This is a genomic window from Mycobacterium sp. E2699 (assembly GCF_001666745.1).
GTDB lineage: Bacteria > Actinomycetota > Actinomycetes > Mycobacteriales > Mycobacteriaceae > Mycobacterium.
The window spans coordinates 22,796-37,231 of the sequence record NZ_LZJH01000035.1; the positions used below are offsets into that span (position 1 = coordinate 22,796).

Consider the following 14,436-nt stretch of genomic DNA (forward strand, 5'->3'; position numbering starts at 1 on the left):
GAGGCCCAAACATTGACAGTGTCATCGTGACAGTGTCAGTATCGAAGCGTGAGCGACGGGGCGTCTTGGACGCTGGACGAGCTGGTGCGGCGGGTGGCCGTGGGGCTCGCCGACCCCGCTTATCCGGGGGCGCCCAACGGCCGGGTTCGAGAGCTGCCCGATCGGCGGGTGGTGCGGTGGTACACGACGAGCGGGCTCGTCGACCGGCCGGCCATGCACGGACGTACGGCGCTCTACGGCCCGCGGCAGCTGCTGCAGATCGTGGCCGTCAAACGCCGTCAGGCCGAGGGCCGCTCGCTCGCCGACATCCAGGCCGAGCTTGCCGGGGCCACCGAGGCAACGCTGCGCGAAGTCGCCGCCGTTCCCGACGAACTGCTCGCCGCGGAGCCGCCGCCTGACGGACTGACGCAGCGCCACGATCGCCGACGCCGCTTCTGGGCGGAACCGCCAGCCGCCGCCCAACCCTCGGCGAACGGGGGCGGCGATGACACTGTCACCAAGCTGGCCGCGGTGAGCCTGCCCGGTGGGGCACTGCTGCTCCTGCCTACCCGGTCCGATCGCAGCGGTCGACCCGACGAAGACGACGTCCACGCGATCCATGTGGCGGCGCGGCCGCTGCTCGAACTGCTGGCCGAACGTGGCTTGCTTTCCCTCGATGAACGGAGCCCATCATGACCGTCCCCATCACATCGATGAGCGACGAGGCGGCGGCGGCCCGCGCGGCCGCCGATGACGAGGCGGGGCTGGGCGCTCTGCGCACCGAGCGCGGAAATCTGCCGCTCGCATGCATCGACGTGCGGGCGCAGATCACCGGACTCACCAGCCGCGTGGAGCTGAGTCAGGACTTCGTCAACGCCTACGACGTGCCGCTGGAGGCGACCTACGTTTTTCCACTGCCGGATCGGGGCGCGGTCACACGGATGCAGATGACCGCCGACGGGCGGGTCGTCGAGGCCGAGCTGCGCGAGCGCGAAGCGGCTCGCGAGGCCTACGACGAGGCGATCGCGTCGGGTCGGCGGGCATCCATCGCCGAGGAGGAGCGGCCGGACGTTTTCACCATGCGGGTCGGCAACATCCTGCCCGGGGAGCGGGTCAGCATCGCGCTCACGCTGGTGAGCCCCCTGGCCTACGAGGACGGCGAGGCGACGTTCCGCTTCCCGCTTGTGGTTGCGCCGCGCTACATTCCGGGCGACGCCCTCGCGGATGCCGCGGTCGGCGACGGCCACGCCGATGACACCGACGCGGTGCCCGACGCGTCGCGCATCACCCCGCCCGTGCTGCTGCCCGGTTTCCCCCATCCGGTTCCGCTGGCCATCGAGGTCGGCGTCGACCCCGCGGGTCTCTCGCTGTCGGAGGTTCGGTCAAGCCTGCACACGGTGTCCACCGCCGACGGCCGGATACGGGTGCAGCCCGGCGAGCGGGCCAACCGGGACTTTGTCCTGCGACTGCGCTACGGCGCCGGCGACTTCTCCGATTCGCTTGTGCTGGTACCGGATTCGGAAGGTGACGAAGGGACCTATCAGCTCACCGTGCTGCCGCCGGCTTCAAGCGCGCCGCCGCGCCCGCGGGACCTGGTGCTGGTGCTCGACCGCTCCGGCAGCATGGCCGGGTGGAAGATGGTGGCCGGCCGCCGCGCCGCGGCCCGCATCGTCGACACACTGACCGGCGCCGACCGGTTCGCGGTGCTGACGTTCGACGACACGATCGACCGCCCCGCCGGTCTGCCCGACGGGTTGGTCGCCGCGACCGACCGGAACCGGTACCGCGCGATCGAACATCTCGCCCGCGCCGACGCACGCGGCGGCACCGAGATGGCCGCGCCGTTACGGCAGGCGCTCGCCCTGCTGGGCGCCTCGCGCAACGGCGAGGCCCGCGATGCCATCGTTGTCCTCGTCACCGACGGGCAGGTCGGCAACGAGGACCAGCTACTGCGCGAGCTTTCAGACGGCCTGCAGCGGGTGCGGGTGCACACGGTGGGGATTGACCAAGCCGTCAACGCCGGATTCCTGGGACGCCTCGCCACTGCCGGCGGCGGCCGTTGCGAGCTGGTGGAAAGCGAGGACCGCCTCGACGAGGCGATGGAGGCCATCCATCGCCGCATCGGTGCGCCGCTCGCATATTCGCTGCGACTGTGCGCCGAGGGGCTGGAAACCATCGACGACACCGCGAGCCCGGCCCGGATTCCCGACCTGTTCCCGGGGGCGCCGCTGGTGGTGACGGGGCGGTATCGGGGGAGCGCGACCGGGTCGCTCGCCCTGCGCGGCACCTCTCGCGACGGCGGGGACTGGACGCGGACCGCCGCCGGGCAGCGCCGCGACGCGCCCGCGGTGACCGCGCAGTGGGCGAGGGCCCACCTGCGCGACCTCGAAGACCGCTACGCGTCGGCAACCAACTCGGACTTGGCGAGGCGAATCGTCAAGACCTCCTTACGCTTTGGCGTGCTGTGCCGGTTCACGGCCTACGTCGCCGTCGACAGCCGGATAGTTGCCGACGGCCCGGTGCGGCACCGGGTGATGCAACCTGTCGAGGCGCCGGCCGGTTGGGAGCAGGGCCCGACACCGGTCAAGGCCGACATGCTGCTTGTGGGCGCGCCGCCACCCCAAGGTGCCGTGGCCGGGCGAGCCTCCTTCGCCGGGCCGATGCCGTCGGCCCCCGCTTACGCCGCGGGCACCGTGCCGAGCCAACCCCCGCCGCCCGCCCAGGCGTCCTCGGACGACTCAAAAGCGCGAACGGTCAAGCTGCGCAACGTGATTGCGGTAGCGGTGGTCAGCGCGTTGATTATCGGCGTCGGCTGGGTCGGGTCGCTGAGCCGGGGTGGCTTGTCCAGCCCGACGCACGACGGCGCAGTGAGCGGCAAGACCACCGCGCCAGTCCCCGGGGCGAGGCCCGGCGCTCAGGAGAACACGATCGCGGCACCGGCGGCGCCACCGCCGCCACAGGCCCCGCAGGACAGCACCTTCAAACGCGACATCGTCACCACGGGATCGCTGCAGATGGTCGTCGCCGAGCCCGCCCAGGTGGCCGACCGGCTCGTTTCGGCGGTCACCGCTGCCGGCGGGCGGGTGGACTCGCGGTCGGAGCGATCCGGATCGGCTTCGCCGACGGTGGATCTCGTGTTGCGCATTCCCGCAGACAAACTCGACGGGGTTCTTGCCGACACCAAGAAACTTGGCGCCGTCGACTCCATGTCGATCGGCCATACCGACGTCACTTCGCAGCGCGTCGACCTCGACGCCCGCATCGAGGCTTTACAGACGTCGGTCAATCGGCTGCTGGAGCTGATGGGCCGGGCGGGCAATGTCGCGGACCTGCTGGCCGCGGAATCGTCACTGACCCAGCGACAGGCAGATCTGGACTCGTTGAGGGCACAGCGCGCCGCGCTGGGTGACCAGGTTGCTTACGCGACGATCAACGTCCACATCGCGGCCGAGCCCACGGTGACACGCGGCGGGTTCCTCGGCGCGCTCGAACGCGGGTGGCACTCGTTGCTCGCCGTTGTCCGTGGCGCCGTCGTGGCGGCCGGGTTCCTCATCCCGTGGGCACCGGTGCTGGCCGTGCTGGCGTTGGTCACGGTGTTGGTGTTGCGCCGCAAGCGATTTCGGCTCTGATCAGACTTCGACCGCGGACGCGATCTTGTTGACCACATCGCCCGCCTGGTTGCCGGTGTCGAACCCGCACCACAGCGTGTCGATGACGATGTTGTTCCGCACTCCCACGGCGCGTTGGCAGGCAAAGCCGCGGCCACGGTCGAGGGTCTGGACGAGGCTCAGGGTGGTGTCGGTCGCGACCAGCTGGCCCAAGGTCCACTTGACCGGGTCGTCACCGGGCTGGGTGACGGTCAGCGGCCGGTTGGCGCAGGCGGCCCAGCGGGGCTTGGCCTGGCTGAAGAAGCGCTGCGCCAAGTCGGCGTCACCGAACCTGACGACGGCCTGCAGCAGGGCGTGCTTGCGCTGCGGGTCCCGCGACCGGGCGTTATCGAGGAACTGGCCTTCCAGCGCCACCCAGGTGCCGGCCCCGTAGACGGCGGCCTCGACCGGCGAATAGGCGTCCAGGCAATTGCGGTCCGAAACCTGGTCTTCGCTGTGTGACATCTCCACGATGGGCCTGCGCAACACCATGTTGGTCGTTTGCCCGACGGCGTCGACGTCGCCGGCGCTCAGCAGCAGGTGGTCCAGGCGCGTGTTGAGGATCCGCGGAGGTTGCCAGTGCCCGAGGTTGGCTGCCGCCACCGGGCGGCCGGTGGCGGACACGGTGCAGCCGGTCAGCAGTACGCACAGGGTCGTGGCCGCGAGGATGACGCGGCGCGCGACCGTCAGGGTTCGGCGTGCGTCGACGCCGTTGGCCCGGGCTGGGTTCGCTGACGGTGCGGTCATCTCAATCTCCTGTCCGGGCCATAACCGACACAACACCGCAACCGCGGCTGGTATTCGCCGTATCGCTTACGGGTCCAGCTAATGCCTCGAAGCTAACCCCCGGTGGCGGGTTTGGCTCAAGCACATTGTCGGCATGTCGCGCGGCCAGGGATCGTTGCCCAAACGTCCTCATAGGGCTTTCTAACCCCCGGTTATGACGCTAGGGCGCGCGAAACCGCTTGTGAAATGCCTTTTGCGAAACACCTATGTGTCCACGACATGAATTCTCCGGCCGTTTGATAAGAGGTTGGCCTGTCTACTCGCGGTCCGGGCACACGGTCGCCTCAGTGACGCTGCCATTGACGGCCGGCCCGACCAACGCGGGTAAGTGTGGGCCGGCGGGTGGTAGGCCAGCGGGGCCCGCCAGTCAGGGCGCGGCTGCCCCGCTGCTGATTGACGAGGTCAAGATTTGCCTGGGCGGTAGCATCGGCGCAAGCGGCCGCGGGACAACGAGGAAGGCGCACTGATGACGACGCCCAGCGCCGAACGCTACCTCAGCGCGGCATTACTGAATAAGAGTACGCGCGAACGTCTTTGCGACGTCGACGCGATGGTGGACGCCATTACCGACTACGCGATCATCCAGCTGGATCTCGATGGGAACGTGCTCCGCTGGTGCCCGGGTGCGGAGGCGTTGCTGGGCTACTCCGCGGCCGAGGTCCTCGACCGGCCGGTGTCGCTGTTCCACATCGAGGAGGACCGCGCCGGCGGCCTGGCCGAACGCGAGTTGGCCGCCGCCCGCGAGTCGGGCCGGTACGAGTTCGAGGGCTGGCGGGTGCGCGAGGGCGGCCGGCGATTCTGGGCCGGCGTGGTGTTGACCCCGATTCAGGATGAGACAAGCGCCATCACCGGCTTCACAAAGGTCATTCGGGACGTGACCGCCGAGCATCGGCGAACCGAGAGCATGTTCCACGGCCTGCTGGAGGCGGCGCCCGACGCGGTGGTGATCGTCGGATCGGACGGTCGCATCATGCTCGCGAACGCCCAGACCGACGAGATGTTCGGCTACGAGCGCGAGGACCTGATCGGCATGGAGGTCGAGGCGCTCATCCCGCCCCGGCTTCGGCAAGCCCATGAGCACCACCGCGCAACGTTTTTCGCGAGCCCGAAGGTGCGGCGGATGGGCGTCGGTCTGGAGTTATTCGGGCTGCGTCGCGACGGTACGGAGTTTCCCCTCGAGGTGAGCCTCAGCCCGCTGCGCACCGAACGCGGCGTGCTGGTGTCGGCGGCGATGCGTGATATCACCGAGCAGCTGGCGATTCAGTCCGACTTGGCCGACGCCTATGCCGAGGCCGAGGTGTTCGCGGAACGCGACCGCATCGGAAGCGAGTTGCAAGACCACGCGATCCAGCGCGTCTTCGCCGTCGGACTCGCTCTCCAGGCCACTATCCCGCGGGCCCGATCGGCGGAGGTGCAGCAGCGCCTGATGAGGGCGGTGGACGACCTGCACGGCGTGGTCCAAGACTTTCGCGCCGCGATCTTCGGCCTGCGTACCAGGTCCGCCGACGTGGCCAGGGTGCGGCGGCGCCTCGACGAGATGATCGGCGAACTGTCGGAGGGCATGGCGACCACCGTCCAGTACAAGGGACCGTTGTCGGCGCTGGGGGAGGAGCTGGCCGAGCACGCCGAAGCCGTCGTCAGCGAAGCGATCAGCAATGCGGCGCGGCATGCCGGGGCCACCAAGCTCACCGTCAGTGTCGATGTTGGGGACATGCTGTGCATCGAGGTGGTGGACGACGGAAAAGGCATGCACGGCAACGCAACCGGGGGTGGCCTGGTCGACTTGCGCCAACGCGCCGAAGCGGTTGGGGGCACCCTCACCGTCGGCGACGGCCCCGGCGGCGGCACCCGGGTGCGCTGGGCGGCTCCGTTGCCCTAGACGGCGCCCACCGCACCGCCGGTCAGGCTTGCGACGCCGCCTTCGGCTGGTCGGCGATCCTCAGGTCGCGCCCGGCGCCGGCGGCCATGGTGGCCGCCTCGCCGCGGGCCAGGCCCACCGTCGCGGCGATCACCACCGCGGCGGCCACCGCCAGCACCAACCACTGCGGACCGTCCGCGCGCAGAGTCTCGCCGAGCACCGCAACACCGAGGATTCCGGCCACCACCGGCTTTGCGACGATGATCGTCGGCAGCGAGGCCGTCAGCGCGCCGGCGCGATAGGCCGACTGATGAAAGATCATCCCGGCCACCCCGGTGGCCACCCAGGCATACAGCTCGGGTTTGTGCCATAGCTGGCCGGGGGTGTGTTCGATGACGTCGACCACGCCCTTCATCAGCACCGAGAACACCGCCAACAACGAGCCCGCCACCGCCGCCAGCAACAGGGCCGCGGCCGGGCGGTCCGCCCAGATCCGCGCGCCGAGCACCCCCAGCAGCAACGGCGGACCCATCACCACGGCCACCACAAGCCAAGCCCGCAGCGAGCCCTGCTCATGACCGCCCACCGGCTGCCCGACGGCGATAACGACCGCCAGTGCAACCGCCAGCAGCAGCGCCCACAGCCACTCGGCGCGGGTCACCTGATGGCGCGTCAACCGTGCATAGATCGGCAAGGCGAACAGCAGCGCGGTCACCTGCAGCGACATGACCAGCAACACCGAACCCTTGTCGAGGGCGGCGGCGAGCAGGCAGTAGCTGGAAATGTCCCCCAAACCACCCAGCCACCAGCGCTTGTCGCGCAGTAAAAGACCGAACAGCGTCAGGTGGCCGACCTGTTTGTCGGTGACCTCCTGCGCGGACCGCTGCCGAATGACGTTTCCGATCGCGGATGCCAGCGCGGCCAGCAGGGCGAGAAGCGCCGCCACATCCGTTCCAGACATGGGATGACCTCCTCGCTTACGCGCTTGTTTGCCAAGGTGGCGTCGCGCTGTTAGCTGTCGGCCTCGGCGACCGGCTATCCATCCAATCTAACCGCGACTGGCGAGACGGGCCCGTCGAGCCGACGATGCCGGGGTCACAGCGGAAACTTCGTACCGGTCAGCCGTTCGGACAGATCCCACAGGGCGGCGGCGGTGGTCGCTCGCTTGGCCGGCCAATTACGCCAGGTCGGCTGCGTGCGGCCGTATAGGCCGAACCGGGGACCGATGAACGTGTCGCCCGGCAGGTCGGCCGACACCGCGTACAACGTCTGCCGGGCGCCGAAGTCCGCGTCGGTGGACACCAGCCGGTCGGCGGCCAGCACCGCCGCGTCGCCCAACTTGCGGCCGGAGTTGCCTTGCAGATTCGTGTGCGACCAGCCGGGATGGGCGGCCAGCGCGCGCAGCGAAGAACCTGCGGCCCGCAGGCGGCGCTGCAGCTCGCTGGTGAACAACAGGTTCGCCAGCTTGGACTGGCCGTACGCCAGCCAGGCCGAATACCGGCGGGACTGCCAGTTCAGGTCCGTGAGGCTGATGAAGCCGATGTGGTGCAGCAGCGACGACACCGTCACTACCCGGTCGGTGAGTTTGGGCAACAACAGGTTGGTCAACGCGAAGTGCCCGAGGTGGTTGGTGCCGATCTGGCCCTCGAACCCGTCGGCGGTGACCGCGTGCTTGGTGGCCATGATGCCGGCGTTGTTGACCAGGACGTCGACCTCCCCGGTGTCGTCGGCGAAGCGGCGCACCGAGGTCAGGTCCTGCAGGTCGAGTCGGCGCACCTCGACGTCGCCGGTCATGCGAGCGGCCGCGGCTCGTCCCTTGTCGGTGTTGCGCACCGCGAGGACGACGTGGGCACCGACGCGGGCCAACTCGCGGGCGGTCACCTCGCCGAGGCCGCCGCTGGCGCCGGTGACGATCGCGGTGCGTCCGGCGAACGAGGGCAGGTCTGCGGCGGTCCAACCAGGCATGACAGCAACCCTATCTGCGTAGCACGGGCGGCTTGCGCAGGGAGCAAACCCGCTGCGTAACAGACCAAAACGAGCGAACGGCCCAGCGGCGCGACCTCGCCCACCCAGGCGCCGCGGGTATCGTTCGGGGAATGTACCTCGGCGTCATCGTCAATCCGCAAGCGCGCAAGAACCGCGCCGCGCCGGATCGCGCCGCCGACTTGCGCCGGCTCATCGGGCCATGGGGTGAGGTACACGAGACGGCCTCGGTCGAGGACCTTCGCAGGACCGTGAAGGAGCTCAATCCGCGGACCACCCACCTCGTCGGCGACGGCGGCGACGGAGCGCTGCACTGGTTGGTCAACGAAATCGAGCAATGCATCGCCGACTCGGACCGCTGGCCGACGTTCGTGCCCAGCAACGGTGGCAGCGTCAACGCCGTCGCCCGGAAGGCTCGTATCCGCGGTCGCGCCGACGGGATCATCGGCGCCTTGGCGGCGGCCGCGGAGGCGGACCGGCCCCCGGCCGAGATGCGCCTGGACACCCTCGAGCTCGACGGTCAGACCGAGGACGGCGCGGCGTTTCATCGCCTCTGCTTCGGTCTGGCCGCCGGCGGTGTCGGAAACCGGTTCTACGAACGGTATTACGACTCGCCGAATCATGACCGCCTGGCCGTCGCCAGGGTGATCGCCCGCTCGTTCGGTGACTACCTGACCTCCAAGGTCGCGCCGAGCCGGGTGAAGACGCCGAACTACGCGTCGGTCCTGTTCACTCCGACGCGCGCCCGCGTCGTGATCGACGGCGAGGAGGTGCCGACGCGGACGCACCGCCTGCTGCACGCCGGCGCCATCGACCTTCGCATCGGCGGCCCGTTCCGGCTCTTCCCGAAGGCCGCCAAGCCCGGTGTGCTGCAGTTTCAAGCCGGCGAGGTGCGGCCCTCGAAGATCGTTGCGCAGCTTCCCGCGGCGCTCACCAACGGAACGATGCGCGGCGAGCGGGTGCGCGACGTCAATGGCCGGGAGATGATCATCGAAGCCGACGGCGAGCCGCTGTCGCCGATCATCGACGGCGAGCGCTTTCCGGGCATCACCCGGCTGGTCGTCCGCGCCGGACCGCGCATTCGCGTCGCCCAGGTCACCGGGCGGTAAGTCGCTTCGATCAGCGTCGCGCCCGAATGGTGCGCGCGATCTGCGCGGACAGCTTCGGGTCGTTCAGCAGTTGGTCGACGAGGGTGGCAAGGACCTCTTGGCCGGTGACACGGGCAACGCCGAGCCGGTCGGCGGCTTCTCGCTGCCAGATATCGAGGGCCCGGTGCTGGGCCGGCGCGAGGTCGACGGTGCGACGGGTTTTCACGTTTCGGGTTCGTCCGACGGCGAAGGGTTCGGTGGGTGCCGCGGCGACCGCGGGGGTCAGCGCGTCGCCGGGGCGGTACGCGGGGTCTGGAGGGCTCATCCTGGACGACCTTCTCGGGGCAACAGTAGGTCCGGTGATCAGTAAGTCATCTCAGTATATGCGTAGACGATGAGTCCCACCCGAGGGCGCGGCCGGTCGCCGGCCCCGCGTCCCAAAGCCTCTTCCGGGCCGACAATTGTTGCCTCAAGCAGGGCCCAGATGCGCAATGGCCGGGGCATCGCCTTAGCGAAGTGTTTACCTGTCGCGCTTTGGCGCCGGAAATCATCCGGGTTCGGCTCGCAGAATTAATTTCGGCCTCGTAACCATTCGTTACGTAGGCCCGCAAATCCGTATCTCAGTATCTCCGTCGAAGCCGTGTGAGCTGGATATTCATCTCGTAAGTGCATGCTGAGGTACTGATACCAGTATTTCCTAAAGCCGTATTCCCGCCTTGGAGAAATGGCGGGCTATGAGCCGCGTCACTTACCCGCCTTCGGCGAGCCTGTGAAATTAATGTGCGGCTCCAAAATATCTTTCCTAGAGTTTGATCGACCTTTACCGTGGAATTACGAATTGCGAAGTAGAACATGTTGTTCCGATTCCGACTCAAGACGGACCACCGACCCCGAAGGGACTCCTCGATGCAGACGCTGATCGACTACTTGCGGATGTGGCAAGCGCGGCGACCCGACCAGACCCTCTTCCGGTTCGTCGACGCCGACGGGCGGGAGCTTGAGCGCTACACCTACGCGAGTTTCGCCGAGCGCACGCGTGAGCTGGCGGCCTACCTGTCCACCGAGGCCGGGCTCAAGCCGGGAGATCGGGCGCTACTGGTCTACCCGCCGGGGCTGGAGATGGCGGCCGCGTTCTACGCGTGCGCACGCCTCGGGGTGATCGCCGTGCCGGTCAGCCCGCCGCTGCCCATGTCGTTCGAGGCCGGGCTGGCCAAGCTGAGCTTCATCGCGCGGGATTCGCAGGCCAAGGCCGTGCTGTCCACCAAGGAGCTCGAGCAGACCTTTCGCCAGCTGCTCGGCCACCGGCAGGGCGGCCTGCCCTGGCCGGACGTCGAGCGGCTCCCCGAGTTGCCCTGGGTGGCGACGGACGCCACGCGGGACTACGGCGGCGCTGCCGTGGCCGACACGCCCGGGCGGGTGCTGTTCCTGCAGTACACGTCCGGTTCCACCAGCGATCCCAAGGGCGTGGTCGTGACCCACGCCAACGTCATCGCCAACGCCTCGGCCTTCACCGACAGCGAGGTGGCGGTCAGCTGGCTGCCGCAGCACCACGACATGGGTTTGATCTCGCCGTACCTGTTCATCGTGGTGCTGGGCGGGACCACCCACGGCATGTCACCGGAGGACTTCCTCAAGCGGCCGTCGGCGTGGCTGCGCCTGATCAGCGATGTGCGCGGCACGCGCACGCCGGCGCCGAACTTCGCGCTCGAGTACTGCCTGCGTGAGGACAAGCTGCCCGCATCGGAGCTCGAGGGCATCGATCTGAGCAGTCTGGAGTCCATGCTCATCGGCGCGGAACCGCTGCGGGCCAAGACCTTCACGCGCTTCCGCGCGCGGTTCGCGTCCTACGGCCTGCGGCCCGACGCGCTCACCGGCGCCTACGGCCTGGCCGAGAACACGCTGATCGTGTCCCTGCAGGGGCGCCAGACCCTGGCCGTGAACAAGCGGGCCCTGCAGCAGAACGTGGTGCGGGTGGAAAAGGCCGTGCCCGAGAACAACAACCAGACCCCGCTGGTGAGCAGCGGCAAGCCCGCCGCCGGGACCGTCGTCCGCATCGTCGATCCCGACGCCCGGCGGGCGCTGGGTGAGGGCCGCGTCGGCGAGATCTGGCTTTCCGGGCCGTCCAAGGGCGGTGGCTATTGGCACCGTCCGGACGTCACCGCCGAGATGTTCGGGGCGCGGATCAAGGGCGACGACGAGCACGCCTACCTGCGGACGGGTGACCTCGGCTTCCTGTACGAGGGCGAACTGTTCGTCTGCGGCAGAAGCAAGGACCTGATCATCGTCCGCGGCGTCAACTGCTACCCGTCGGACATCGAGGCCGTCGTTGAGCGGTCGGCCGCGCAGGTCCGGCACGGCTGCGTCGCGGCCTTCTCCGTCGAGCGCGAGGACGAGGAGGCTTTGGTCGTGGTCGCCGAGGTGCGCGACGGCGGCGACCTCCCGGACGGGAAGGCCCTGGCGCGCGCGATCCGGCGGCACGGACACATCGATCCGCACACCATCGTGTTCGTGCCGCCCCGCAGCATCCCCAAGACCACCTCGGGGAAGATCAGGCGATCGCAAACCCGCCGGCTGTGGCTGGACGACAAGCTGCCCGTGCTGGCGACCTGGGTCCACAAAACCCACGAAGGGCCGGCCGCCAGCACGGGCCCCCTCGGCCGGTTCCGCCACCTCATCGAGAGCTACGACCTCACCGGGTACGAAGACTGCTCCTTCGCCGATCTGGGCATCGACTCGCTGGCCCTGGCCGAGCTCCGCGCGGACCTGCAGTCCCTGCTGGAAGAGCACGGGGCGGGCGAGTTGGCCGAGGAGGTCAACACGCGCCTCCTGCAGCGCCTCACGGTCGCCGAGTTCTTCCGGCTGATGCGCCAGTTCGGCGATCGGTCCGGGCAGCCGCTGGACGCCCTGCGGCAGGCGCTGGACCAGATCTCCGCCGAGTACGAGGCGCAGGAGGTCGAGCAGATGCGCGCCGACGCGCGGCTCGCGCTGCCGGCCCTGCCGGTGGAGCGGTCGGGTCCGGCGGCCGACATCCTGCTCACCGGCGCGACCGGGTTCCTGGGGCCGTTCCTGGTGAACAGCCTGATCGGGCAGACGTCCTACACCATCCACGCGCTGGTCCGCGCCACGGACTCCGCGCACGGGCTGGACCGGATCGTCGCGTCGCTGCGCCGGGCGCAGCTCTGGTCCCCGGCCCTGGAGGACGAGGTCCGCGCGCGGGTGCGCGTGGTCTGCGGCGACCTCGCCGAGCCGCACCTGGGAATCGGTGAGGCGGAGTTCGGGCGACTGGCCGACACCGTCGACGCCGTCGTCCACAACGGTGCATTGGTCAACTACGTCCGGACGTACGACGCGCTGCGGCCCGCCAACGTGGAGGGCACGCGAGAACTGTTGCGCCTGGCCATGACCCACCACCGCAAGACCTTCCACCTGGTCTCCAGCACCTTCATCTACGGGTGGAGCACCGAGCCGGTGGTCGGGGAGTGGGACGCGAACGCCAGGATGAGCGGGCTGGACTTCGGTTACTCGCAGACCAAGTGGGTCGCCGAGCAGCTGGTGCTGGCGGCGCAACGGCAGGGTCTCGATGTGCGCATCTATCGGCCTTCGCTGATCTCGCCCACCAGGGCCGGTTTCGGGAGCCAGGACGACATCCTGGTTCGCCTCACCGCGTTCATGATCGAGCACGGGCTCGCCGTCGACGCGCTCAACCAGATCAGCCTGTTGCCGGCGGACCTGATCGCCGATCACGTCGTGGCGCTGATGGGTCTGCCGAAAGATGACACCGTGTCCGGTGTCTTCAATATGACCGCGGACGACTACTACAACCTGACCGACATCGCCCGGGTCTTGTCCGAACGCCACGGCTACCGCTTCGAGTACCACGACATCCCGTCGTTCGTCGAGCAGCTGAACCGCCGGTGCACGCCGCGCGATCAGCTCTATCCGCTGGTCGACTTCCTGGTCCGCTCGGCGGACAAGATCGCGGCGATGCGGGACAAGCGGTACGACAACACCCAGTACCGGCACGCCCGCGCGCTGGCCAAGGTCCACCTGCGCGAGCCGGCCCTCACCGACACGGTCGATAATCTGGTCCGGTTCTTGCGGCGCGAGCGGTTGATCACCGAGGCTGAGGAAGAGGCGCAACGCAGTGCCTGACAACGCACACGTCGGGGGATCCACCATGTTCACAGTCGACGACCAGGCGGCGGGTCCGCATGACGTATCGCTCGACCACGAGCGGATCGTCCTGCAGGCGCGTGACGTCGAATTCGACTGGGCGAAGCTGCCGTTCTACTACGTGCCCAACGAACCCTTCACCACCCACTTCTGCAACGTCCTGCACCTGCTGCTGCCGGCGGGCGAGGAGTTCATCGTCGACGCGTTCAAAAACACCCTGCCGCTGATCAAGGACGATCAGCTGCGGCTGGACGTGCAGGGCTTCATCAGCCAGGAGGCCATGCACTCCCAGGCGCATTCGGGCGTGCTCGGGCACTTCGCGGCCAACGGCATCGACGTGACGCCGTTCACCGACCAGATGGCGTGGCTGTTCGGCAAGCTGATCGGCGACCGGCCCGGGTGGAGCCGGTGTCGACGGGAGAGCTGGTTGCTGGAGCGGGTGTCGATGGTTGCTGCGCTGGAGCACTACACGGCCATCCTGGGTGAGTGGATCCTCGACACCCCGCAACATGACGCCATGGGCACCGACCCGGTGATGCTGGACCTGCTGCGCTGGCATGGCGCGGAGGAAGTCGAACACAAGGCGGTCGCGTTCGACACCATGAAGCATCTGCGGGCGGGGTACTGGCGGCAGGTGCGCACCCAGCTGCTGGTCACCCCGTCGTTGCTGTGGCTGTTCATCCGCGGGGTGCGATTCATGTATTCGGTGGACCCGAACCTGCCGGCGGGAAGCAAACCGCGCTGGCGGGACTACTTCCGTGCGGCGCGCCGGGGCCTGGTGCCCGGGCCCTTCGAGTTCCTGGGTGTCATCGGCGCGTACTACAAGCCGAGTTTCCACCCGTCCAAGCTGGGCGGGGTGGGACGCGCGGTCGATTATCTGGCCCGATCACCAGCGGCGCGGGCGTCTTACTGAGGCCGGTGG

The 14,436-nt window shown here is 68.8% G+C and carries 10 protein-coding genes; 6 read left to right on the forward strand and 4 right to left on the reverse strand.

The genetic code is table 11. The features are described from left to right. Positions 1-48 precede the first annotated feature (48 nt). Together A5696_RS04150 and A5696_RS04155 are read left to right on the forward strand one after the other, a co-directional pair. On the forward strand, positions 49-675 hold the full coding sequence (locus A5696_RS04150; RefSeq protein WP_067873879.1) for a MerR family transcriptional regulator: 627 nt from the start codon (positions 49-51) through the stop codon (positions 673-675). Further along, the gene (locus tag A5696_RS04155; RefSeq protein WP_067873882.1) at positions 672-3,608 is read left to right on the forward strand and encodes a DUF4349 domain-containing protein; all 2,937 of its coding nucleotides are present in this window, start codon (positions 672-674) and stop codon (positions 3,606-3,608) included. Before A5696_RS04150 ends, A5696_RS04155 begins: the two co-directional genes overlap by 4 nt. Here A5696_RS04155 and A5696_RS04160 read toward each other — a convergent pair whose 3' ends face one another. Beyond that, positions 3,609-4,373: a sensor domain-containing protein gene (locus A5696_RS04160; RefSeq protein ID WP_067873885.1), complete on the reverse strand. Its 765-nt coding sequence runs from the start codon at positions 4,371-4,373 to the stop codon at positions 3,609-3,611. A 505-nt stretch (positions 4,374-4,878) separates the two neighbouring features. Here A5696_RS04160 and A5696_RS04165 point away from each other — a divergent pair. Then, positions 4,879-6,291 (forward strand): PAS domain S-box protein, encoded by a 1,413-nt coding sequence (locus A5696_RS04165; protein WP_067873888.1) that lies wholly within the window; start codon positions 4,879-4,881, stop codon positions 6,289-6,291. A gap of 22 nt (positions 6,292-6,313) precedes the next feature. Here the strand turns inward: A5696_RS04165 and A5696_RS04170 are convergent, their stop codons facing one another. Then, positions 6,314-7,231, reverse strand: coding sequence for a DMT family transporter (locus A5696_RS04170; RefSeq protein WP_067873891.1), 918 nt, complete (start codon positions 7,229-7,231; stop codon positions 6,314-6,316). A 134-nt stretch (positions 7,232-7,365) separates the two neighbouring features. After that, a complete protein-coding gene (locus tag A5696_RS04175) occupies positions 7,366-8,235 on the reverse strand; it encodes an oxidoreductase (RefSeq protein WP_067873894.1) in 870 nt (289 codons plus the stop codon). A 131-nt stretch (positions 8,236-8,366) separates the two neighbouring features. Here A5696_RS04175 and A5696_RS04180 point away from each other — a divergent pair, with 131 nt between their 5' ends. Further along, positions 8,367-9,362: a diacylglycerol kinase family protein gene (locus A5696_RS04180; RefSeq protein ID WP_067873896.1), complete on the forward strand. Its 996-nt coding sequence runs from the start codon at positions 8,367-8,369 to the stop codon at positions 9,360-9,362. A gap of 10 nt (positions 9,363-9,372) precedes the next feature. On the opposite strand, the gene A5696_RS04185 is transcribed toward A5696_RS04180, so the two are convergent. Then, positions 9,373-9,666: a hypothetical protein gene (locus A5696_RS04185; protein WP_067873899.1), complete on the reverse strand. Its 294-nt coding sequence runs from the start codon at positions 9,664-9,666 to the stop codon at positions 9,373-9,375. Positions 9,667-10,247: 581 nt separating this feature from the next. On the opposite strand from A5696_RS04185, the gene A5696_RS04190 reads away from it, so the two are divergent. Continuing rightward, on the forward strand, positions 10,248-13,493 hold the full coding sequence (locus A5696_RS04190; RefSeq protein WP_067873902.1) for a thioester reductase domain-containing protein: 3,246 nt from the start codon (positions 10,248-10,250) through the stop codon (positions 13,491-13,493). A 25-nt stretch (positions 13,494-13,518) separates the two neighbouring features. Continuing rightward, positions 13,519-14,427, forward strand: a complete 909-nt coding sequence (locus A5696_RS04195; protein WP_067874430.1) for a metal-dependent hydrolase — start codon at positions 13,519-13,521, stop codon at positions 14,425-14,427. Positions 14,428-14,436: the final 9 nt, after the last annotated feature.